General features: G+C 45.4%; 20 protein-coding genes. 11 read left to right on the top strand and 9 right to left on the bottom strand.

The features are described from left to right. Nucleotides 1–98: 98 nt before the first annotated feature. Nucleotides 99–275, bottom strand: coding sequence for a hypothetical protein (locus tag AACU28_RS19490; RefSeq protein ID WP_017086128.1), 177 nt, complete (start codon nucleotides 273–275; stop codon nucleotides 99–101). Nucleotides 276–429: 154 nt separating this feature from the next. Here AACU28_RS19490 and AACU28_RS19485 point away from each other — a divergent pair, with 154 nt between their 5' ends. Further along, nucleotides 430–1,290 carry a helix-turn-helix transcriptional regulator gene (locus tag AACU28_RS19485; RefSeq protein WP_121603453.1) on the top strand — a complete coding sequence of 287 codons (861 nt, stop codon included), beginning with the start codon at nucleotides 430–432 and terminating at the stop codon, nucleotides 1,288–1,290. 150 nt (nucleotides 1,291–1,440) lie between these two features. After that, nucleotides 1,441–1,971, top strand: a complete 531-nt coding sequence (locus AACU28_RS19480; protein WP_017104130.1) for a lipocalin family protein — start codon at nucleotides 1,441–1,443, stop codon at nucleotides 1,969–1,971. Between the two features lie 117 nt (nucleotides 1,972–2,088). Here AACU28_RS19480 and AACU28_RS19475 read toward each other — a convergent pair whose 3' ends face one another. After that, on the bottom strand, nucleotides 2,089–2,475 hold the full coding sequence (locus AACU28_RS19475) for a hypothetical protein (protein ID WP_017104129.1): 387 nt from the start codon (nucleotides 2,473–2,475) through the stop codon (nucleotides 2,089–2,091). 94 nt (nucleotides 2,476–2,569) lie between these two features. Continuing rightward, complete coding sequence (locus AACU28_RS19470) at nucleotides 2,570–2,875, bottom strand: monooxygenase (RefSeq protein ID WP_108109910.1); 306 nt, start codon at nucleotides 2,873–2,875, stop codon at nucleotides 2,570–2,572. A 156-nt stretch (nucleotides 2,876–3,031) separates the two neighbouring features. On the opposite strand from AACU28_RS19470, the gene AACU28_RS19465 reads away from it, so the two are divergent. After that, on the top strand, nucleotides 3,032–3,943 hold the full coding sequence (locus tag AACU28_RS19465; RefSeq protein WP_108109909.1) for a LysR family transcriptional regulator: 912 nt from the start codon (nucleotides 3,032–3,034) through the stop codon (nucleotides 3,941–3,943). Between the two features lie 18 nt (nucleotides 3,944–3,961). On the opposite strand, the gene AACU28_RS19460 is transcribed toward AACU28_RS19465, so the two are convergent. Continuing rightward, nucleotides 3,962–4,576, bottom strand: a complete 615-nt coding sequence (locus AACU28_RS19460; RefSeq protein WP_004736309.1) for a TetR/AcrR family transcriptional regulator — start codon at nucleotides 4,574–4,576, stop codon at nucleotides 3,962–3,964. Nucleotides 4,577–4,812: 236 nt separating this feature from the next. Here AACU28_RS19460 and AACU28_RS19455 point away from each other — a divergent pair, with 236 nt between their 5' ends. From AACU28_RS19455 to cyoE, 7 genes are all read left to right on the top strand, one after another. Beyond that, nucleotides 4,813–5,928: an efflux RND transporter periplasmic adaptor subunit gene (locus AACU28_RS19455; RefSeq protein WP_121603452.1), complete on the top strand. Its 1,116-nt coding sequence runs from the start codon at nucleotides 4,813–4,815 to the stop codon at nucleotides 5,926–5,928. An 8-nt stretch (nucleotides 5,929–5,936) separates the two neighbouring features. Further along, nucleotides 5,937–9,035 (top strand): efflux RND transporter permease subunit, encoded by a 3,099-nt coding sequence (locus AACU28_RS19450; RefSeq protein WP_121603451.1) that lies wholly within the window; start codon nucleotides 5,937–5,939, stop codon nucleotides 9,033–9,035. 786 nt (nucleotides 9,036–9,821) lie between these two features. After that, nucleotides 9,822–10,718, top strand: coding sequence for a ubiquinol oxidase subunit II (gene cyoA / locus AACU28_RS19445; protein WP_077680639.1), 897 nt, complete (start codon nucleotides 9,822–9,824; stop codon nucleotides 10,716–10,718). 5 nt (nucleotides 10,719–10,723) lie between these two features. Continuing rightward, nucleotides 10,724–12,811, top strand: coding sequence for a cytochrome o ubiquinol oxidase subunit I (gene cyoB, locus AACU28_RS19440; RefSeq protein WP_017078918.1), 2,088 nt, complete (start codon nucleotides 10,724–10,726; stop codon nucleotides 12,809–12,811). Then, nucleotides 12,801–13,418 (top strand): cytochrome o ubiquinol oxidase subunit III, encoded by a 618-nt coding sequence (gene cyoC, locus AACU28_RS19435; RefSeq protein ID WP_010439790.1) that lies wholly within the window; start codon nucleotides 12,801–12,803, stop codon nucleotides 13,416–13,418. The genes cyoB and cyoC overlap by 11 nt, the downstream gene beginning before the upstream one ends. Further along, the gene (cyoD, locus tag AACU28_RS19430) at nucleotides 13,418–13,729 is read left to right on the top strand and encodes a cytochrome o ubiquinol oxidase subunit IV (protein ID WP_004736302.1); all 312 of its coding nucleotides are present in this window, start codon (nucleotides 13,418–13,420) and stop codon (nucleotides 13,727–13,729) included. The genes cyoC and cyoD overlap by 1 nt, the downstream gene beginning before the upstream one ends. Then, nucleotides 13,690–14,610, top strand: a complete 921-nt coding sequence (gene cyoE, locus AACU28_RS19425) for a heme o synthase (protein WP_102429141.1) — start codon at nucleotides 13,690–13,692, stop codon at nucleotides 14,608–14,610. Before cyoD ends, cyoE begins: the two co-directional genes overlap by 40 nt. Nucleotides 14,611–14,687: 77 nt before the next feature. On the opposite strand, the gene AACU28_RS19420 is transcribed toward cyoE, so the two are convergent. The 5 genes from AACU28_RS19420 to AACU28_RS19400 all read right to left on the bottom strand — a co-directional run bounded on the left by AACU28_RS19420 (nucleotide 14,688) and on the right by AACU28_RS19400 (nucleotide 21,524). Further along, nucleotides 14,688–15,176 carry a hypothetical protein gene (locus tag AACU28_RS19420; protein ID WP_016798082.1) on the bottom strand — a complete coding sequence of 163 codons (489 nt, stop codon included), beginning with the start codon at nucleotides 15,174–15,176 and terminating at the stop codon, nucleotides 14,688–14,690. A 221-nt stretch (nucleotides 15,177–15,397) separates the two neighbouring features. Then, entirely contained in the window at nucleotides 15,398–17,374 is a 1,977-nt protein-coding gene (locus AACU28_RS19415; RefSeq protein ID WP_061022704.1) for an alkyl sulfatase dimerization domain-containing protein, read from the bottom strand. 286 nt (nucleotides 17,375–17,660) lie between these two features. Then, nucleotides 17,661–18,650 (bottom strand): efflux RND transporter periplasmic adaptor subunit, encoded by a 990-nt coding sequence (locus tag AACU28_RS19410; RefSeq protein WP_017078921.1) that lies wholly within the window; start codon nucleotides 18,648–18,650, stop codon nucleotides 17,661–17,663. Continuing rightward, nucleotides 18,650–19,291 carry a magnesium transporter gene (locus AACU28_RS19405; protein ID WP_102452913.1) on the bottom strand — a complete coding sequence of 214 codons (642 nt, stop codon included), beginning with the start codon at nucleotides 19,289–19,291 and terminating at the stop codon, nucleotides 18,650–18,652. The genes AACU28_RS19410 and AACU28_RS19405 overlap by 1 nt, the downstream gene beginning before the upstream one ends. A 997-nt stretch (nucleotides 19,292–20,288) precedes the next feature. After that, nucleotides 20,289–21,524: an OmpP1/FadL family transporter gene (locus AACU28_RS19400; protein WP_121603450.1), complete on the bottom strand. Its 1,236-nt coding sequence runs from the start codon at nucleotides 21,522–21,524 to the stop codon at nucleotides 20,289–20,291. A gap of 134 nt (nucleotides 21,525–21,658) precedes the next feature. On the opposite strand from AACU28_RS19400, the gene AACU28_RS19395 reads away from it, so the two are divergent. Then, entirely contained in the window at nucleotides 21,659–22,594 is a 936-nt protein-coding gene (locus AACU28_RS19395) for a LysR family transcriptional regulator (RefSeq protein WP_017089150.1), read from the top strand. Nucleotides 22,595–22,654: the final 60 nt, after the last annotated feature.

The following is a 22,654-nucleotide window of genomic DNA, read 5'->3' as shown; positions in this document are numbered from 1 at the left end:
AGTAAGTATAGAAAGCGAGTGGCAAGTGTGAAACTCTACATGAATGACAAATAAAAACCGCGATTAATCAATAAATTGTGGTTTGAATAAGCCTTTCATCACGACTCTTGTCTTAGGCTCTTACGCAGATCTTTCTTATATTCGTCATAAGAGTTATAGCCATAGAATTTCCAGGTGTGGTCACCTTTAATATTGTGACTGTAGGTGATCTCGCCGATCCACTGTTGACGTGTGGCAAGAATCATATCGCGAATTTTTAATAATAAAGTGTCCATAGTTGCTCTCCTGATTAAGTTCACTTGCAGTATATTTATCGGAGACGAAGAGAAGAGTACCGTCAGCGCAATGTTCAATACTTTTCAGTCAATGTGCTGATTTGGGTGGTTTGTTACGTATAATTTCAATATTAAAAAGTCATTGAGTATCGTAATGAAAGGTTACTTGGAAAAAGTGCCACAGCGAGTTGGCATGTCTTGGCGCTATAAGAAAATTGTCGAGAACAGTAAAAGCTATGGTTGGCATCGGCACGAAGAGTATGAGATAGCGATCCATCGTCACTTTACTGGTCATGGTTTTATTGGGCATCACCAAAGCGATGTGTTCCATAATCATATGATTTTGGTTGGGCCGGACTTGCCTCATGCTATTTATTCGGACGACAGTACGGATGACCAACGAGTATGTGAAACGCATGTGGTTTGGTTTCGTAAAGACTGGATAGAGCCGTTGATAGACAGTTGTCGAGAGCTCGAACCGTTGCGTGCATTGCTGGAAGATTCAAAGAAAGGCCTGCAGTTTTCGTCCGCTACCGCAGAGAAGGCAACGGAATTGTTAGATAGGGTGATGGAGAAACCACCACACCAGCAGTTACTCACCTTATTCTCATTGTTTTCGGTGTTACTTGATGACGAAGAGGTGGTGCAGTTGATTAACCCGATCTTTAAGGCCGGTGAAGGTGATGAGATCAGCGATAAGTTAGATAAGGTCGAAGCCTTCTTAATGAATCACTTCATTCAAGATATCTCGGTTAACGATTTAGCCAGTCACTTATATATCAGTGAAAGTAGCGTTAGGCGCTTGTTTCAAAAACATTATAAAGAGAGCTTCAGTCAACGGCTTAAAAAGATCAGGTTGAATGTCGCGTGCGACTTGCTGATTAATACGTCCTTGCCTGTCAGTTTGATCTTGGAGAAAGTGGGATACGATAACCAAGCTAACTTCAATCGTCAGTTTAAATCCTATAAACAGGTGACACCGACTCAATATCGAATAGCAATGAAACGCCATTGATTCATTCGCAGACTAAACGATTCACATAAGATTCTGAATAAATTACAGTTAAGTGAACTATAAAAATGGATTTAACGTATTACCAAGGATGTAAGTTTATGTTTTCAAGAGACTTACTCGCATTACTAATAAAAACAAGTCGAGGTTAGGATGAAAAAAATATTATTGCTGCTTAGCGTGATCTTATTGGGTGGTTGTGTCGGCATGCCCGAAACGGTTAAGCCCGTTCAACAGTTCGAGTTGGATAGATACTTAGGGAAATGGTACGAAGTGGCTCGTTTGGATCACTCGTTTGAGCGTGGTTTAGACAACATCAGCGCGGAGTACAGCCTTCGTGATGATGGCGGCGTGAAGGTGATTAACCGTGGCTATTCGGCTGAAGAAGGTGAATGGAACGAAGCGGAAGGCAAAGCGTATTTTGTTGAAGGTTCTGAACAAGGCTATTTGAAAGTGTCTTTCTTTGGCCCTTTCTATGGCGCTTATGTGGTATTCGAGTTGGACAAAGAGAATTACCAATACGCGTTTGTTTCTGGCCCAGACACCGATTACTTATGGCTGCTTTCAAGAACACCAGAGGTTGCGCCAGAAGTGATGGAGAAGTTCAAAGCGATGTCGAAAGAGCGTGGCTTCAATACCGATGAGCTGATTTTTGTGGAGCATGACAATAAGCCTAGTTCTTGAGAAGAGTTCTAACGCTTGGCTCTTGAGAGCTGTGACATGTAATTAAAGAAAGGCACCGATGAGCAATTCACCGGTGCCTTTTTTGGTTTGGCTTTGTTCTTTGTGTTTGCTAGCTCGTTAAGTAAGTAAGTAACGTTGTCGACGAGCCTGCAAAACACTGAGTACCGATAGTGAAATGAAGAATGCTGGGTCGCTCCAGCCAAAGCCAACAAAGATTCCTGTAAACGCTGCATACAGTGTGATGATGGCGCCAAGCATATTCGTAACCACCAAACCTTGGATGAGCTTTTTAGCTGATACGCCGGGTTCAATGTCTCTAAGCAACCAGCTTATCGCTGCGATACCACCCAAAAAGATACTGGTGTGTTGAGAGAGAAAGTAAGCGTACTTATCATTAATTTCCACGCCGTACATGGGCCACATTACCGTTGGGATAAAAAACAGTGCGATGGCAAACCCTGCGTAAATAATGCCGTGTAGGCTAAGAAAAGTTTTGTTGTTCATTACGTATCTCTCTATTTATTACTTAGCGACTTAGCGACTTAGCGACTTAGCTATTCAGTATCTTTGTTGTCATTCAGCGAATGAACAAGTTTGATTAACCGTTGATTGGGCCTTTATTAATGGTAGTTAATGGCTGATTGACGTCAAAAATCACACCACGTACTTCGTCGACACCCATCTGTTTAAGGCGAGCAGCGTGCATCGCCAGATAGGTTTCAGCACTCAGCTGATCTTCAAATAAGTAGACGCCGCCCCCCAGTTTTTCTGCTTCGCTCTCTGTCCAAATTTTCCAGATCATGCCCGGTTCGTTGTTAATAGACTTTGCTAGGTCAACGAGTGCGTTTGACATCTCTTCACCAAATGGGCCGCTAAATTCAAAATCGACTTGTAATAATTTCATGGTTATTTCTCCAAACAGTTACTTGGTATTGCGCTGAGACTCATGGTCATTTCGCAAAACATAGGAGGCTTGATTGCCTGTTGAAATAGATATTACCTGTAAAAAACAGACAGAAAAGTTCATAATATAGTTACTAACTGTCAGGATTTTAGACCGATGAGATTGAAAACCACCCTCGACCAATGGCAAACCCTTTACGAGATTGACCGCGCAGGCAGCATTCAGGCGGCGGCAGTGCAATTGAATAAGAGCCATACCACGCTGATTTATGCTTTGAGAAAATTGGAAGACCAATTAGGCGTGACTTTAGTGCAGGTTGAAGGTCGCAGGGCGGTATTGTCGGAGGATGGGAAATCACTGTTGCGCCGTGCGAGCAGTATGTTGGAACAAGCTCGCGAGCTAGAGTTGATCAGTGAACAGCTAGCGAAAGGTGTTGAGTCTGAAATTGTGGTTGCGGTTGATCACTTGTGCTGCCTTGAACGTCTTTATCAACCGATGGCTGCATTTTTGGCGGAGAACAACACCACATCGATACAAGTGATTGAAACGTCTCTGTCTAAAACAACCGAAATGGTGACTCAAGAACTGGCTGATGTGGCTATCATCAACTTGCCTATTACTAATTACTCAGCCGAAGCCTTTGGTTTTACGATGATGGAGCCAGTAGTTGCTAGCTCACATCCGTTAGCAAGTGCCGTTTCAGTGTCGTTGAATCAACTGTCGTCTTTGCCACAAATTGTGGTGCGAGATTTAGGTGCTCAAGCTATTCAAGGCAGTAAAAAGCAAGGGAACAAAAAGGATGTGGGCTGGTTGAAGTCGAGTCAGCGTATTACGGTGGATAATTTCGACCATGCGTTTGGCGCGGTAGAGCAGGGAGTTGGGTATTGTCGACTACCAAAGCACATTGTTGAAAGTCGAGGAAGTGACAAGCTCACTGTGTTGAATGTCGAAAATGGCAGTGGGTATCACGTTCCGCTGCACCTGACTTTACCAAAAGGAGCCAAGACAGGCCCTGCTGCTAAACGTTTCTATGAGTTACTTCTTGAGTCAGCTTCAAATGCGAGCTAACGGTTAAATATTCTAAGATTAACGAGGCTGATTGCCGTTTAAGAATAGCGCGACACATTCGCGAGTGTAGTGAAGTCTTTCTTCTTCAGATTCTCCGCTATCGTGTCCGAAGAATCCCCAATACGCTGATTTGCCGTGAAACATCAACAACAGTTGGCGTGCTGCAATGACTGGTGAGCTTGATGTCGACAGTGTGAGATCACCAGAGTCTATTTTCGACTGCAAATAATCAGCAAGTAACTTGGTGGTTTTCTGAGGCCCAGTTTCTAAATAGATAGAGGCGATCTCTGGATGCGTATTCGCTTGGCTAATGGCATTTTGAAAGGTTTGTCTAGATTGCTCATCAAGTAATAAATCCTGAAACTTCACACCAAACTTCACCAACTCATCACCCACCGCAGCATCCATATCAAAGGCAGCAGGACTGAGTTCTCGCTCCGCACACTTGGTTTGCATGCAGGTTTCGAAAAGTTCGTCTTTGTTTTTAAAGTGAGAGTAGACCGTTTGCTTGGAAACGTTCGCTGCTTTGGCTATCTGATCCATATTGATCTTGAAGCCATGTTCAGAGAAAAGTTGGCTGGCTGCGGTTAAGATCTGCGATCTCTTCTGTTCACTCTTGATGATTTTAGTCACGTGCTTGCTTCTCGTTACTTAGTATTGTCTCGTTACCTAGTTTGTCTCGTTGCTTGGTGCCTGTTGGTGCTCAGTTCTATGTGTCTCGTTTTACGCTAAGCATTATGCTTTTTGTGATGGTTTTATCAATCATTAACGATGAAACTTATTTTTAACACAATCAAACTAGACAGTCTAGTTTGATTTGGTTAGTCTAAAAAAAGAACATAATTGAGTACCGCATAGGAACAGTACGTATGTATAAATTGATGAAGGGAAGCGCAGTGGCAGTGGCATTGTCGGCTTTTCTTGTTGGATGTGGCGAAAAGGAACAAGCCCAAGAGTCGGTTGATTCAACCGCTGAAACGGCATCGAGCGTCCAAACCATTTTAACGGTGGAAACGATGGCCTTGGCGCTGTCTTCCTCTTATGCAGTACAACGCGAATATGTCGGTGTGGTTAAGGCGGGTCAACAGGCCAATTTAGGTTTCGAGTTGGCCGGAAAAGTAAACGAGATTCTGGTGGATGTCGGTGACACAGTCACAACGGGTCAGCCGTTGATCAGACTGGATACCCAACTTTTGGAAACCGAGTCTAGCCAACTGAAAGCGCAGGCTGAAGAAGTCAAAGCTCAATTGAGTTTGGTGGCTGCGAACCTTAAACGTCAACGTTCATTGAAAGCGAAAGGCTTCAGTGCCGAAGCTGAGATTGATTCGTTAACCAGTGAGCAACGCGTGTTACAGGCGAACTTACTGCGTATTGATGCCTCGGTAAAAGGCAATCAATTGAAGCTGGTGAAATCGACAGTTCGTGCGCCATATTCAGGGACCATCGCAACACGCTTTGTCTCGTTGGGTGATGTGGTGAATGTGGGTAATCCAACACTGACACTGCTGGCCTCTGAAGGGAAGGAAGCCTTTATCGGTATTCCTGCCCATCAAATGCAAAAAGTGACTTCGCTTTCTTCGCCAAGTATTCGCGTCGGGCGAGATGAATTCGCTGTGAGTCTGTTGAATCCGGGGGCGATGGTGGATACTCAATCTCGCAGTGTCGGTTTACGTTACCTGTTTCCGGAGCAAGCGTCTGTTTTAGAAGGGCAACTTGCGTACCTTAAGTTTGACGAGCAAATCGATGATCAAGGTTACTGGGTTCCGCTCACGGGTTTGATCGATGGTTTACGTGGTGTGTGGAATATCTTCGTTATTGGTGAAGACAATAAGGTTGAACGTCGAAGCGTGCAGGTGTTGTTTGCCAACAACCAACAAGCCTACGTGAGTGGTGCAATCAGCGAAGGCGAACAGGTGATATCCAGTGGATTACATCGTTTGGTTCCCGGCCAAACCGTGAAGCCAGCCAGCGTTACTGCTGAATAGGAAATAGTATGAAAATCATAGAGACTATTTCCAACACTCGACTGCTTATCTTAATGACCGCACTGCTGATGGTGAGTGGTATTTCTGCGTTCATGACGTTGCCGCGTGCAGAAGATCCAGTAATCATCAATCGTTACGCGAACATTACTACCAGTTTCCCCGGCGCCAGTGCCGAGCGTGTTGAAACCTTGGTAACAGAAGTTATCGAGAACAAGCTGCGTGAGCTGAGTGAAGTTAAACTCGTGAGCTCAACCTCAAGGCCGGGCGTGTCTATTGTCACCTTAGAATTGAATGACACCATCACCGAGCCTGAGCCAGTTTGGTCTCAAGCTCGCGACAAGCTATCTGACATCGAATCCATTTTGCCTGCGGGCTCTCATTCTCCCGATCTCGATAGCGACCATACCTATGCTTTCACAACCATCGCATCTCTAACCTGGTCTGGTGCAGGCGAGCCTGACCGATTAACGCTGGGTCGTTATGCCAAAGAACTCGCTAAGCGATTAAGAACTTTGTCGGGTACTGAATTCGTTGATGAATACGGGATGCCACAAGAAGAGATTCAAATCAGTTTACGTACCGCAGATGCAGCCGCGCTTGGTCGTTCAAGTGCCAATATCGCAGAATCTTTGGAAGGAGCAGATGCGAAAAACTCTGCCGGTGAATTGGTCAGTGCTTATTCTCGCTTTGGCTTAGAAATTAAATCTGAACTCGATTCTATTGAACGTATTAAGCAAGTGCCAATAGCCACTGACAGCAAAGGTCACATCATCCGTATGGAAGACATTGCTTCTGTGAGGCGTGGTGAGAAAACCCCGCAAGACCAGATTGCCATTATTGATGGTGAGCCGGGTGTGATTGTCGCGGCAAGAATGCATCCTGATCTGCGAGTTGATAATTGGACGTCGCGAGCTAATGCTCTGATTGGTAAATTTGAGCAAGAGTTACCAAGTAACGTTAAGGTGACAGTGCTGTTTAATCAGCAAGGTTATACCGAGACTCGCTTAGACGATTTAGGCAAAAGCTTGATGATCGGTTTCGGTCTGATTTTGATTGTGCTGTTTGTCACTTTAGGCGTACGTGCCGCGATCTTAGTCGCCATTTCTCTGCCGTTAACCTCATTATTGACCTTGTCGATCATGAAAATAACCGGTGTACCGATTAACCAAATGTCGGTGACGGGCCTAATTGTGGCGCTCGGGATCATGGTTGATAACGCGGTGGTGATGGTCGATACCATTCAAGCGTATCGCTTGAAAGGGCAACAGCGCGCTGAAGCGACCATGAATGCATTGAAGCATTTATGGGTGCCGTTATTAGGCTCAACCTTAACTACCGTGTTGGCGTTTGCCCCGATTATCTTGATGCCGGGTGCATCGGGTGAGTTCGTCGGTGGTATTGCGATTACCGTTTCTTTCTCATTGATCGGCTCTTACATCATCTCGCACACCTTAATCGCAGGCTTAGCGACTAAGCTACTGCCGAAACAACTCAGTGATGTCGACAAGAAAGGGCAGCACCATTGGTACATGACTGGTTTGAGAATCCCGGCTTTGACGCGTTGGTTCTCGTCTTCTGTCCGTTTTGGTGTGACGCATCCAATCATCACGATTGCTTTGGTGTTATTGGTACCGTTTACCGGTTACTGGAGTATGTCTCAGCTGACTGAGCAATTCTTCCCGCCATCAGACCGAGACATGTTTGAGATTCAGGTTTACATGCCGCCGCAAGCGAGCATTTACGCCACCAAAAACACATCTGAAAAAATTGACGATATTATTCATCGTTACCCTGAAGTGGAGCGTATCGATTGGCTAGTGGGCGCAAACTTCCCATCCTTCTATTACAACCTGCAAGCAAGGCAAAATAACGCGCCGTACTTCTCGCAAGCCATGGTGAAAACAGAGAACTTTGACCAAGCCAATGCGCTAATTCCACAGTTGCAAAAGGTGTTGGATGAAGAGGTTCCGGAAGCACAAATCTTGGTACGTAAGCTTAACCAAGGGCCTCCATTTACCGCGCCCGTTGAACTGCGAGTGTATGGTGAAAACCTCGATACGTTGAAAGCGATTGGTGAGGATGTGCGATTGATTTTGGCGGGTGTTCCTCATGTGACGCACACAAGGGAAACGCTGCAACCAGGTACGCCGAAGGTGTGGTTGAAGGTCGATGAAGACACCGCAAAGCTGAATGGTATTTCATTGAACCAGTTCGCAGGTATGCTGCAAACTACGCTGACAGGTCGTGAAAGTGGCTCTGTGATTGAAGGCAGTGAGTCGGTACCAATCCGTGTTCGTGTGGCAGATGAGGCGCGTGAAAACTTAGCGCATCTGAGTAATATTCGCTTGCCGATAAGCTCTGATGTTTATTCTACGGGTATCAATGTGTCTACTCTGGCTGAACTTGAACTGACCACAAGTCGTGGAGCGATTACCCGTAGAAATGGGCAACGTGTGAATACCATTGAGGGCTACATTGAAGCGGGAGTCTTGCCTCAAACCGTGCTCAATGAATTCCAAAAACGCCTAGAAAGTTATCAGATGCCATCGGGTTACACGATTGGTTTTGGTGGTGAATCCGCTGAACGAGACAATTCAGTCAACAGCCTGATCTCGAATGTCGCCGTTGTGGTGGTATTGATGGTGTTGGTGGTGGTGATGTCGTTCAACTCGTTCCGAATGAGTAGCATCATCTTCATGGTAGCAGGATTGGCTGGTGGACTAGGGCTGTTGTCGGTATGGATCTTCGGTTATCCGTTTGGCTTTACGGTGATCATCGCCATGCTCGGGATTGCGGGCTTAGCGATTAACGCTGCCATTGTCATTCTGACCGAATTGAAGCTAGACAAGGAGGCTTCCTCTGGGAATGTTGATGCAGTCGTCGAGGCCGTTATGTCGTGTACTCGACATATCAGTTCAACCACGATTACGACGGTGGGGGGCTTTATGCCATTGATCATCGCTGGCGGTGGTTTCTGGCCTCCGTTTGCGGTCGCGATTGTGGGCGGTACCGTGTTAACCACGCTTATCTCGTTCTACTTCGTGCCGGTGGTTTATCATTTGATGACTCGAAATCAGCGAAAAACCATCGCAACTCAAGCGGCATAACTGTTTTTCAATTTAACGCATCTTTAATTTAACTGCTCTTCAATTTAGCTACTCTTTAATTGCCCATAATCGAGCCGTATCTGGCTCGATTATGGTGTTGTTATTCTCGATAAATTCATCCCAATTCCTGCCATTTTGTTGGTCTTTTCACCGCTATTACACTCTCAATTAGTCAAATTATCCTTTCTGTGAGCCAAAATATTCTTTCTGTTAGCCATTATATTCTTTCAATTCGTCACATTAGTGCATCGATGAATGCTTGATTATCTTGTTGGTGAATGAGTGGGTGTTTTGAAGAATCTAACCAGTGAATACCTTGTAAATGGTATGTGAATTCACAATTTTGACGGGCGTCACACTTCTATTTATTCGCTCTTTCTAATGTACCTTGAACTTGCCCCGAGCTTTGGTGGTGAGCGAGTGTTTATCTACTTTTTCTAAATCCCTTGTCAGTACTGGCTCCACCCGTGTAGCACGCTATTGATGTGTGTCTTAATCGCTTACTGCTTCTTAGTTTTCGTCTTCATAAATGGAAGGTTAGTTTCCAAGTTTGTTTGGTGAGCTTTCAATTTCAACTCTTCATAATGCGCCAAATGTAACAATGCATTTCAAAGTGTAACAATTAAGTCATGTTTTCTGTGTGGTTTTAACCCGGCAGTAACGAACCTTATTGCATTGCTTTTTGAGATGCGGCGTTTCACATGCTCAACACATAAATATTCTAATGACCATGACAACCAGTACTCGGGCGTTCGTTCTGAGGCTGGATAACCATCGAGAAAGTTAATGGAAGCTTCAAGATATAAACGCATTTTATCGAGAGCAAATCTGTCGAGGATTGGTTTGGTGGGAACCGTCCTGATGCTCGAAGGATGTAACTCCGCATTGCTCGACCCAAAAGGTAGCGTTGGCGTTCAGGAAAAGGAGCTGATTATTACTGCTCTGTTGCTGATGCTGATTGTCGTCATCCCCGTGATCCTGATGACCATCTACTTTGCTTATAGATACCGTGAAAGCAACACCACAGAAGAGTATGCACCTGACTGGGCGCACTCAACCAAAATTGAAATAGTGGTATGGACGATTCCAATCATCATCATCGCGATTCTAGCCACCATCACTTGGCGAACAACACACGAACTGGAGCCTTCCAAGCCTCTGGAGAGTGACGTTAAGCCTATGGTGATCGAAGTGGTCTCTCTGGACTGGAAGTGGCTGTTCATCTATCCGGAGCAAAACATTGCGACGGTTAACTATGTTGCGTTCCCGAAAGATGTACCGGTGACGTTTAAGCTAACTTCAGACAACATCATGAACGCATTCTTTATCCCGCGTCTTGGTTCGCAGATCTACGCGATGCCAGGAATGGTGACCAAGCTGAATTTGATCGCGAACCACGAAGGTGACTTCAAAGGTTTTGCATCGAACTACAGTGGTAAAGGGTTCTCTCAAATGAAATTCACCGCATCAGCCATGCCTGATCAAGTGGCGTTTTTAAACTGGGTGGAGAAAGTGAAAGCAAGTCCTGATCGTATTGAAGATTGGGAGCAGTTCCGTTCATTGGCCGCGCCAAGTGTGGCTGAACCTGTGACTCTGTTTTCTAGTATCCCACCATTTTTATTCACTGATGTCGTGACCCAGCACCCTGGTTCAATGAACTGTTTGCCGGAAACCCAAGGATAATCGTCATGTTTGGAAGATTAACTCTAGACTCAATTCCCTACCACGAACCCATTATTTTGATCACCTTAACCATGATCGCTTTAGTGGGTAGTTTAGTGGTGTATGCGGTAACAAAAGCCGGTAAGTGGCAATACCTATGGAATGAATGGTTTACGTCTGTAGACCACAAAAAACTAGGCTTCATGTACATTGCGGTCGCGATGGTGATGTTAGTTCGTGGCTTTGCCGATGCGGTCATGATGCGCAGTCAGCAATTGCTTTCTGCAGCTGGTGAGACTGGCTATTTACCGCCACATCACTATGACCAGATCTTCACGGCTCACGGCGTGATCATGATTTTCTTCGTCGCGATGCCACTGGTTATCGGCCTGATGAACATCATCGTGCCGCTGCAAATTGGTGCTCGTGATGTTGCATTCCCTTATCTGAATAACTTGAGCTTCTGGCTGTTTGTTGTGGGTATTATCCTAACCAACATGTCACTGGGCTTAGGTGAGTTTGGCCGAACGGGTTGGTTGGCGTATCCGCCGCTGTCTGGTATTGAGGCGAGCCCGGGAGTCGGGGTCGATTATTGGATATGGGCGCTGCAAATATCCGGTGTGGGTACCACGTTAACGGGTGTGAACTTCTTCGCGACTATTTTGCGCATGCGTACTCCATCTATGCCAATGATGAAGATGCCCGTGTTCACTTGGGCATCTCTGTGTGCCAACATCCTGATCATCATCTCTTTCCCAATCCTAACGGTCACCATCGCGTTGCTGACTTTGGATAGATACATCGGCACGCACTTCTTCACCAATGACCTTGGTGGCAACGTGATGATGTATGTGAACTTGATTTGGGCATGGGGACACCCTGAGGTGTACATCCTAATCTTGCCTATCTTCGGTGTGTTCTCTGAAGTGACTGCAACCTTCTCTCGCAAAAAACTGTTTGGTTATACCTCGCTGGTATGGGCGACGGTGGCTATCACTATTTTAGCGTTTGTGGTTTGGCTGCATCACTTCTTCACCATGGGTTCTGGCGCCAATGTGAATGCCTTCTTCGGCATCGCGACCATGATTATCTCTATCCCAACCGGGGTTAAGATCTTCAACTGGCTATTCACCATGTACAAAGGTCGTATCCGCTTTACCACACCAATGATGTGGACGGTCGGTTTCCTAATCACCTTTACTGTAGGTGGTATGACGGGCGTATTGATGGCGGTTCCGGGTGCGGATTTCATCCTGCATAACTCTGTATTCCTGATTGCTCACTTCCACAACGTGATCATCGGCGGCGTTGTCTTCGGTTGTTTTGCAGCGATTGGTTACTGGTTCCCGAAAGCGACCGGTTTCACTTTGAACGAGCTTTGGGGCAAACGCGCGTTCTACTGTTGGATCATCGGCTTCTTGATGGCGTTCTTGCCGCTTTACGCTCTTGGTTTTATGGGCATGACGCGTCGTTTGAGCCAAGACATTAACCCTGAGTTCTTCCCACTACTGGCGGTTGCGGCTGCAGGTACGGGCGTGATTGCGATGGGTGTGGTGTGTCAGTTCGTTCAGATTTACGTGAGTGTTCGTGACCGAGACCAAAACCGAGATCTAACCGGTGACCCGTGGGGCGGACGTACCTTTGAATGGGCAACGTCTTCACCACCGCCGTTCTATAACTTTGCAAAATTGCCTAAGGGCGATGAGATCGATTCGTTCTGGTATCAAAAGCAAAGTGGCGAGTTTGATCCAACTCAGGAAGAAGAATACGAACGTATTCATATGCCGAAGAACACACCGACAGGCATTTATGTGTCTGCATGGGCGTTGGCATTTGGCTTCGCAATGATCTGGTACATCTGGTGGCTAGCGGCTGCAAGCTTAGTGGGCATCGTGGTGACGTGTATTCAACACAGCTACAACGACGATGTGGACTACTACGTGGAAGTTGAAGAGATCAAAGCGATTGAAGCGGCTCGACGTGCGCAGCTTGCAGAAGCGAAAAAACAGTCAGTGAAAGGCGATCATTCTGGTCGTGGTAACAGCGCTGACAGTGATGCTGATAGTGGTAATAACGACAATAAAGATGACTTGGAGACGACGTATGCAAGCTAATACTCCGTCACACACTTATGATCTTGCACATTCGCATGATCATCACCACGAAGCTGCGGGCAACAAGTTGTTTGGCTTCTGGGTTTACTTGATGAGTGACTGTGTCCTGTTTGCCACGCTTTTCGCGACGTATGCCGTGCTTGAGAGTGGATCAATTGCAGGGCCGACAGGTAAAGACATCTTTGAACTGCCGTTCGTGTTTGTCGAAACCATGATGCTGCTGTTCAGTAGTATCACCTTCGGTTTTGGCATGATTGCGATGAAGCGCAAAGACGTGACCGGACTGAAGCGCTGGATAAAAGTCACTTTCGTATTGGGCTTAGCCTTCATCTGTATGGAAGTGTATGAATTTCATCACTTGATTGCAGAAGGCTATGGCCCTCAAGAAAGCGCATTCCTTTCTGCGTTCTTTACCTTGGTTGGCACACACGGTTTGCACGTAACGTTCGGTCTGATTTGGATGGCGGTGGCGTATCACCAGCTTTCAACCAAAGGCTTGAACGACAACATGTCGATGCGTTTCCAGTGCTTAAGCCTGTTCTGGCATTTCCTTGATATCGTTTGGATTTGTGTATTTACCATCGTGTACTTAATGGGGGTGATGTAATGGAGCAGCATCTAGACAGTGGTGCAACGGATTATGTGAAAGGCTTTATTGCGTCACTGATTCTCACCATTATTCCGTTCTACATCGTGTGGGCTCATGTGTTACCAAGCACAGAAACGTACGTGATCTTGTTCGGCTGCGCGTTGGTGCAAATTTTTGTGCACTTTAAGTACTTCTTACATATGGAAGCGAAATCTTCCGATGGGCGTTGGAACTTGGTGTCACTGATGTTTACCGCCATTGTTGTATTGATTCTTATCGCTGGCTCGGTATGGATTATCTACAACATGAACGTCAACATGAAGTTGTAGGCAAGGGTATGCTGAAAAGATATCTGTCTATCACCAAACCGGGCATCATTTTCGGCAACCTGATTTCTGTTGCGGCGGGGTTCTTCCTCGCCGCAAAAACAGAACCAGCCAGTGCGATGTTGTTACTGACAACATTAGCGGGTGTGGGACTTGTGATTGCATCAGGTTGTGTTGTGAACAACATCTTTGATCGAGACATCGACCAAAAGATGAAGCGCACACAAAATCGAGAATTGGTTCAAGGAAACATCAATACAGACGTCGCGTTCGTCTATGCCTTGGTTTTACTGCTAGCAGGCACAGCGCTACTGTTTCAGTTCGCTAATCCGATCTCTGCGGTCATGGTGTTGCTTGGCTATGTGTTTTACGTCTTTTTCTACACCATGTGGTACAAGCGTACATCGGTTTACGGCACTTTAGTCGGCAGTATTTCGGGCGCCGTTCCACCATTGGTTGGTTACTTGGCGGTGACTAATTACATTAGTTTGGAAGCGGTTTTGTTGTTCGCGATGTTCTGCTTATGGCAAATGCCACACTCGTACGCGATCGCGATGTTTCGCCTTCAAGATTATCGAGATGCAGGCATTCCCGTGTTACCGGTGAAAGAGGGCGTCGACAAAGCGCATCAGCACATGAAAGCCTATGTGGTGGCGTTTGGCGCAGTCTCGTTGGCGCTGTTCCTACTCGGAGAAGCGGGCTACGAATACCTCGCGGTGTCGGCGGCAGTCTGTTTTATGTGGACTAAAGTGACGTTTCGTAAGGTTGATTGCCTAAACTACATCCAGTGGTCAAAGACGGTGTTTAAGGTGTCCCTGCTGGTGGTCATGAGCATCAGTGGTGTACTGGGGCTGGAGTTGATTCCGTTGCCTACGCTTTTTTGATTTAAGTTTGTCGTTGAACCCTCAATGTTCTGAAGTCCGAGGGTTTGACGACTTTTTATCTGTCCCGCTTTAAGCTATTACCCTTCAAAAATATCACTCAGCCAATCTTCAAGCTGCTCTCGTTTATCTTGTGGGCCGTTGATGATCACTAAGCCGTTTAGTGTCGCGTGATCCCAAGAGATGGTGCCAGTTGCTAACGCATCGAACACATCGAGTTCCGTAATCAGTAATAGATCTTCCTCGGTAGGCAAAGTATCTCTGCCTGAGACATCGACCCCCTTCTCAAATTTCACTTGGCTGTAATGACCTTTGATTGCTTCGAACAAGTTGAACTCAATTTTGCTTGGGTGGGGTTTCGCAAGCGCAGCCTTGATGGCAAAGAGTCGAAAGTGATCTGGCTTATTGAGGTTGTTGAATTCATCGTCTTGTCTGGCTGTAATGACGTTGCCAAATACCTCGAGTGAACCGGGCTCTGTCACTAAACTAAACCCTGTCTCTTGGTGAAGACCGCAGGCAAACGTAAGTGAAGAGGTGAGTGAAAGAATCAGAGCAAATCGTTTTAACATAATGGTTATCGAGACCTATAACAGGGTTAAGAATCTGACGGCAGAAGCCGAACCTGACGATAAAAAAAGGGACCACAAAGGGTCCCTGTATTTGTTTGTCGTCCATGTGAAGCGGTCAGCTTATTGGTTGATAGTGTGTTAGTGATTGTTTACTAACACGCTATCGTCGAAGAGTTATCATCGAAGAGCTATCGCTGAAGAGCGACCGTTCAAACTCGCTATTAGCGAACGATGAGCATGATCTCTTCTGGAGTCATTGGCTTATCGAAGTAGCTCATGAATTGACCGAAGCCTTTGATGTCGCCATTCGAGAACTTGAATGCACCAGACTGTAGGTTGGTACCAATCACTTGTTGAGCGTTTGGACCCGCAATCAAGATTTGGTTCAATACTGCACGAGTGGTGTTGATTTGAACATCTGCGCCTTTCACTGCCTCTTCGTGTAACTGAGCAATGCCGTTACGAATTTCGATAGTGAATGCTTCGTTAGTATCAGAGAAGTTGTACGTTAGCATCATGTTTACGTCTAACGAGTTTTCTGCGATTAGCGTCGACGTCATCATATCGAAGATTTGCTTACTTGGTAGCGCAGTTAGTACGTCTACAGAAGCGAAGCTGATCATGTTAGAGAAATCACGAGTACCTTCTAGTTCAGCTGCAGCATTCAATGCCCAGTTTCGCCAGTTGATGTTCACTTGATCTGCAGACCATGCTTTGTAAGCTTGTGCTTTCAGCAAGCGTGCTTCCATGTCATCTTTGTTTACCGTGATTGGGTAAGAAAGAATCTCTGCTGCAAAGGTGTAGTTCTCTGCTTTCATCGCCGCTTTTGCTGTGTCGATGATGTTGTCACGACCGCCCATGATCTCTACGAATGCTTTAGCGCGTTGCTCGTAAGCCATTGGCTCTAGCTGCCATGGATCCGCTTCGAAGAAACCGTTGTAACCTACGTAAATCTGGCGAACGGCGTGTGCAACAGTGCCGTAGTGCTCACCTAACCAAGGGTGCTCAGCAAGGTGCTTAGGAAGTTTAACCACTTCAACTAGCTCGTCTGGCGTCATACCTTTGTTCATGTAACGGATTGTTTGGTCATGCGTGTATTGAATCGCATCACGATAAGCCGTTAATACGTCAGATACCGCTTCTTTACCTTCAACAGGGCGACCGTGAGAGTTAATCATGATCTCAGTGTCGAACTTACGCATTACGTCGATGCCCTTGAACCACATTGATGGGTCACGGAATTTAGTACCACGAATGGTGTGAAGGTTAGGGAAGTTCTCACCTTGAAGTACTTCAGCCGCGTGCAGGATTTTCTGCTCTGGGAAGTAAACCACTAACTCATCTTTAGTTTCAGATGGCACGTTCTCGATGTGCATCTTAACGCCAGCAATTTCGATTTCGATGTGGCTTTGGCTTGGTACAAGCAGGTTTGGTTCAATGAATGAGATAGCACCTTGCATGAAACGTGGACCAAGGCCGTCGTTTACTGTGCCGTGCTCACCTTCTTCTACGTGCTTAGCACCTGTGTAAGAAGTACGGTGACCAAATAGAGTTCCTAGGTTTGAAGACCAGTTAGCCACTGCTGCGGTTAGGCCTTCTTCTGCGATGATTTTTACTTCGCCTGATGCTACTTCTTCATCAGTCACCCATGCACGCACACCAGAGATGTGGTCGATGTGGTTGTGAGAATAGATGATGGCTTTAACCGGCTTGTCTGTGATTTGACGGAACTGTTCTTTAACCGATTGAGCCATTTCTACCGACTCGCCTGGATCAACAATGATGATGCCGTCCGTACCTTCGATCATTACTGGTGTATCTAGACCGAAACCGTAACCAAGGTAAACGTTGTCATCCACTTTAATGATTGCTTGGTCCATTTTACGACCATGCTTGGTTAGGATTGGATGAACGTGATCAGATTCTTCAGTGTAAGCCAGTGAGTCGCCCGTTTTCGAAACAACTTGGATGCGCTCGCCTTTGCCCCAGAACATGTTTGACTTGTGTTCGAATAGAACTTCGCTCTTGTAGCGAGCATCAAGGTCAATGTTTTGGTATTGCGCAGCATTTGCTGTCTGAAGTTCTTGGCCTACTTTCGATGTCGCTTCTACAGTTGGCGTTGCAGATGCAAAACCAGAAGCAAATAGAGCGCTCGCGATAGCAACAGGGAGCGCCATTTTTTTGAATGTATTAGTCATGGTAGTGACCTTATATTTGGATACAGGAATTGGATTTCTTGAGCCAAATGATAGAGGTGGGAGAGGTCGCTATCTACGCGCAAACAGAATTTCAATCTATCGGTTTTACGATTGATTGGATAACTAATGATTATTTTTGCGATTTATTTTGATCTAAGTCAATTAGTAAGTGGGGGCTTGTGACAGATACAAAAATGCCCTGAAATTCAGGGCATTTAATTTGGAACTAATGGCTGTTATATAAGTGTTTACCGAGAATCTTAATACTTACCGAGAACCTCAGTACTTACCAAGCACCTAAGTAAGACTTGTAAGATTGTAGGCGAACCGTTGCTGCGCCGATTACATCGATGAAGCCCCAGAACGGATGCGGCTTCTCAGCCGAGATCCAAGCCGCGCCAGTTGAACCAATAGGGATGTTGTAACCTTCTGGTTCGATGATCTCAAGTACGATAGTACGACCTAAAGCATTCCCGTTTCTTACTACGTGTTGACCGACGCTTTGTGGCCCCTGAAGTGGAGAAATACTCGACTCACCGGTACCTGCGTTAAAGCTGTGTACTTTTGCTCGGAACACGTGCCCTGGGTAGGCATCAACGAAGAACTCAGCGAAGTCTCCTACTTGAACATAGCCATAAGTTTGGTCTGAAATGCGCATCTCAAGGAACTTTTTGCTGGTGTTGTAGAGGTGCATGTTACCCATGACAGAACCTTCAGCAATATTCACTATCGATACCTGACCATCAAATTCAGCCCTAATGGTTTTCTTCTCTTGCGCCCAATTTACTTTTTGTAGGTCGGCTTTTAACGACACAAGTTCAGCGTGCAGCACTCGAAGATCTGAGTCGTACTTTTCTACGTCACGCATATTGAAGATTTCAGGTGACGTTTCAGCACGCTCTAAGTCGCGAGTCATTTGCTTGATTTCTTCTTCTTTCTGAACAATTGAAGATTCGATCTTTGCTTTGTCTGCGGCAGAATCGATGTCGACGAGCGTGTAGATTATGTCGCCTTCTTTAACCATTTGGTTGTGATCAACAAGCACTTGGTCGATCTGTTGGCCGAAGATAGGTGACATCACCGCGTGTGGTGCTTTCACTGTGGTTGAGTTCGTTAAATCAACGGGTGCCCACAAGCGAGAGATAACCGCTAATACCGCAAGAATCGTTACACCGCCAATGGCAGCCCAAGTATAGTTCTTGAAGTTCTTCTTAAGTGCGCCTGTCGCAAACAGTGACCATACAATTAGGATGTATGGAATCATCATCTCTTTCATTATGCGACCTCTTTTTCTGTAGGGGATGGTTTTGTTGGAGCCTTTTCTTCTGAAGCCTGTTCTTTTGAAGATTGCTCTACTGGAGACTGTTGTGTTTGAGATTGATTTGTTTGAGACGGCTCTGTTACCGATTGTTCAGGTGATACGTGTACTGCGGCTGTCTCTGTATTGGTCGCGTCTTGTTTAGGCTGTACACCACGGCGAATCACATCACTCAGTGATTGACCAATATGCTTCCAGTTCGCCAATGCGATAACCAACGCGATAACCCAGAATGTTTTGCTGATGAAGAGCCCGCAAAGTGACAGTGCAAACACGATCTGTACGTGAGCGCTTTTGTGCTCTTTTGCTTTATGCACTCCCAGTTCATGCAATTGCCACATGCCGTAAACACCGGCTAATACCACAGCAATGGTCACAGAGAACAAGTAACCAGAGAAGTATTCCATCTGGAAGAAGTTCATCATCATTTCATTGGGATGGTTGTTGAATTGAGACATGTCGATGTCTTTAGAATGGATAGTGCCTAACGGTGCAAGAGCCCATGCACCAGCAAACATCACCGCCATAAACAGGCAGAATTTAATCAAGACCATAGCAACGGCCCAGATCTTCTGGAAAACGATTTTTATAAAGTTCATATCTCAACCTACATCAATAAGAAGAGAGAATTTGCAGCCTAGAAGTCATCTTTAATGACATCTTAAAAAGTAGATGTCTATTATGTGGAGAGATTGGTGCTCATAATAAACAAAAGTAATAGATGATATTTAAAGTGATATTGCTCAGTCCAGACAACCGATTCTCGGTATCAAGAAGCGAATATGCTCCTCTACAAATCAATTCTTATTGTTAGCCTGAAACGCAGGTTGAATGACGATGCACTGTTGAACGAAATATTAGGCTCGTTCTTTTAGCTATTGTCTTCTTTACGTGTAATACCTCGTCTGTCGAGGGGATCTTCCATGGCAATTGACATAGTGTTGTAAAACATTTGTCAGCATTCTGTTTGGGCTAAGAATTGATTTGTTAGCAGGATAATAGGAAGAGTTTTGAGCAGTATCTACCCAGAATTACGATTTGATAATATCGTAATTACGATTAGTAGTTATAACTCTAAATCGGTAGGTCGATTTATTTGAAAAGGCTCATATACAGATAGAAAACATTGTTCATTAACTTGGTTTGGATCAATGAAATGACTAATAAAAGCATCAATAAGCAATTTGGCGGAATTAATCTTTTTACACGCTTCTTACAATAAAAGGAGTAATAGAAACGAATGATGGATGACATATAACTGATAATAGGTTTTTGAACACTGGAAAAATACGTTTCTGTTTACGGTAGAGCGCTGGATTCGAAATATTGTAGCTTTAATTCTTCAAATGTATATCTCAATGTCGCTGAACACAGTGTCATGATAAACGAGACAATATCGTATTGTTTATGTTCTATTGAATGTGTAATCTAACCCAATCAAATGCGATGTTGATTGGGGATAAAACATTGCAGTTGAAGAACAGATAGAGAAAGACCTAGCGGATAGCTAGGCCTTGATGTTGTGCACGAGTGAGGCCATGAATCAGGCACTGTGCGTGACTCATAGATAATTGACGAAAGGTCGAGACTGCCGCTTTACAGGAAGCGGTAGTTCGCTTGCATACCGAAGAAGTGTGCGCTGTTATCATAAGCGCCTTGAACATTGATAACTTGCCCCTTTGAGTAATTAAGCTCAGGCTCGTCGAGATCGATGTAATCGTAGTAAGCGCGCAGTTCCCAGTTCTTATTGAGCGCATAGGTGGCACCGGCGCCAATACGTTTGGTTTCGCCTACAGGAAGATCCATATATTGATGAGTTGCGTCATCTTGAGGCGAAGTCTCGTAGCTGATGCCTGTTTCTAGTCGCAAGGTTGGGGTGATTTGGTAATGAGTACCTATGGCTAGGTTCCACACATCGTCAAAGTTACGGTCGACAACTTTTACTGAGTTATCATTGATGTCTAGTGTGAGGTCAGTCCAAGTTGATAGGTCATACCAAGTCACACTCCACAGCATGTCCCATTGGTTATTAACGGCGTGCACGCCGCTAATTTGGATGTGTTGAGGCATGATAAAGTCGAGCCCAACATCATGCTTGGTGTCGCTAGCCGAATGTTGAAGATCCCCTTCACCGTAATGAGCAAGTTCAGAGCGGTAGATAAAGCCAAAACGGTGTTGTTCGTTCGGTTGGTAAAAGGCACTAAGAGAGTAGCCAACCGTGAAATCATCCGCGTCTGCTTCGAATAAGTGTTCAGAACCAATGTCGCCAGTGCCGATAAAAGGATTCAACTCGCCGTTTGCAGTGAGGTATTCCGCATTGACTGAGGCACCCAACGAAAGCTGCTCATTCACTTTGTAAGATATCGAAGGCATCAGTTGAACAGTCATGAATTCAACATTCTTTAATAAACGCTGCCCAGAAAAGTTATCGCCATAATCGATTCCCGAACCACCTTGAGAAGCCAAAGCAAAACCAGCGTGAAATTTGTCGTTGATAGGGGCAACAAAGTAGAAGCTTCCTACCGGAGCCCAACCACCAGCATCAATGTTGCTGTCAAAACGCTCTGTTGGGTTTGTGTCTGAATAGTTGATGTCTGTGTAGAGGCCTGCCAGATTGACGGTGAGTTCAGGGTTTTTTAGCTGAGACATAGCGGCAGGGTTAGTCCATGCGGTTAACGCACTTTCAGCTAACGCTGCCGATCCTGCGCCTGCGGTACTTGCGTTGAGAGAACCAAGTTCAGGAAGAAGGTGAGCCGCAGCCAGTACTGGGTTTGAAAGCATCGCGTTACTCGTCATCATCGCAATAGTGATGGCAAGGTAGTGTTTTTTCATGGGGAAACCTATTAAGAAACTAATTACGCGGGATGTTAGTGTCTCAATTTGGGACTTTAAACGAGGGATTCTTATTTCATTCTATCGCTTTTACGATAGCATAGTACTCATGGTCGCCTAACGAGTAATGATATATGAGTAATGACATCCCCAACTTCAACCTACTTGCTGTTTTTTCTGCGGTGATGGAGCAGGGCAGTTTAAGTAAGGCTGCGGATCAACTCAGTACCAACCAATCGACCATCAGTACCGCGTTAGCCCGCCTAAAGAAAGAGATTGGCCAAGAGCTTTTTGTTCGTAAAGGAAGAGGTGTTGCGCCTACGTCTTATGCGCAAAGCTTGTATGAACAAATTAAAGCGCCGATCAATGAACTCAATGGCGTCTTTCAGTCGATGGCGAATTTTGATGAGCAATCCTCTGAACGTAAATTTGTGATTTCTGCACCTGAGCACTTACAGTGGGTGCTGCTCAATAGTTTCGCGGCGCTTCCTAATCAAAATTTGTCGTTAGAAGTGTTTGATCAACCAGACAGTGATGAGCGCATTTACGAAGATCTTTTGACTCAAGAGTTCGATGCGATGATCGATATTGTGGTGCCTGAACACCCAAGTATCGTCAGTGAAACACTTTATGAGGGCGAGTTTGTGATCGTGTGTCGAGCTGATCACCCGAGAATCCAAGGTGAAATCAGCGAAGCTCAGTTCCTAAGTGAAAAGCATGCCGTATTAGACAGAACACGACGCAAAGTTCGCAGTTTGAATCACTACACATCTTTGGATCTGTCCCAACGTAAAATCGTATTTCATGGGCGTTCACTATTCAGTAATATCTTGCTGTGTAGCCAATCTGATTACATTACAGTGGTGCCTTTATCAATGGCCGTGCAGTTTCAAGAAAAGTTAAGTTTGCAGCTGTTCAAGCCGCCTTTTGAGTATCAGCCGATGTCTCACTACCTGATTTGGTTGAAGAAGCAGAACAGCGACCCCGCTCATAAATGGTTCAGAGAACAAGTCATCAGTACATCAGATGCAATGTCGAAGGCGCTTAAAGATAGGCGTTTGCGGTTTTAATTGAGAGTTTAATTCTAGGGAAGCATTGGCTTCCCTTTTTTGTGTCATTGAGTTCGTGTT

The sequence above is a fragment of the Vibrio sp. SBT000027 genome (assembly GCF_963894355.1).
Lineage (GTDB): Bacteria > Pseudomonadota > Gammaproteobacteria > Enterobacterales > Vibrionaceae > Vibrio > Vibrio splendidus.
Note: the sequence above shows the minus strand (reverse complement) of the source record. Positions and strands in the feature narration are given on the sequence as shown.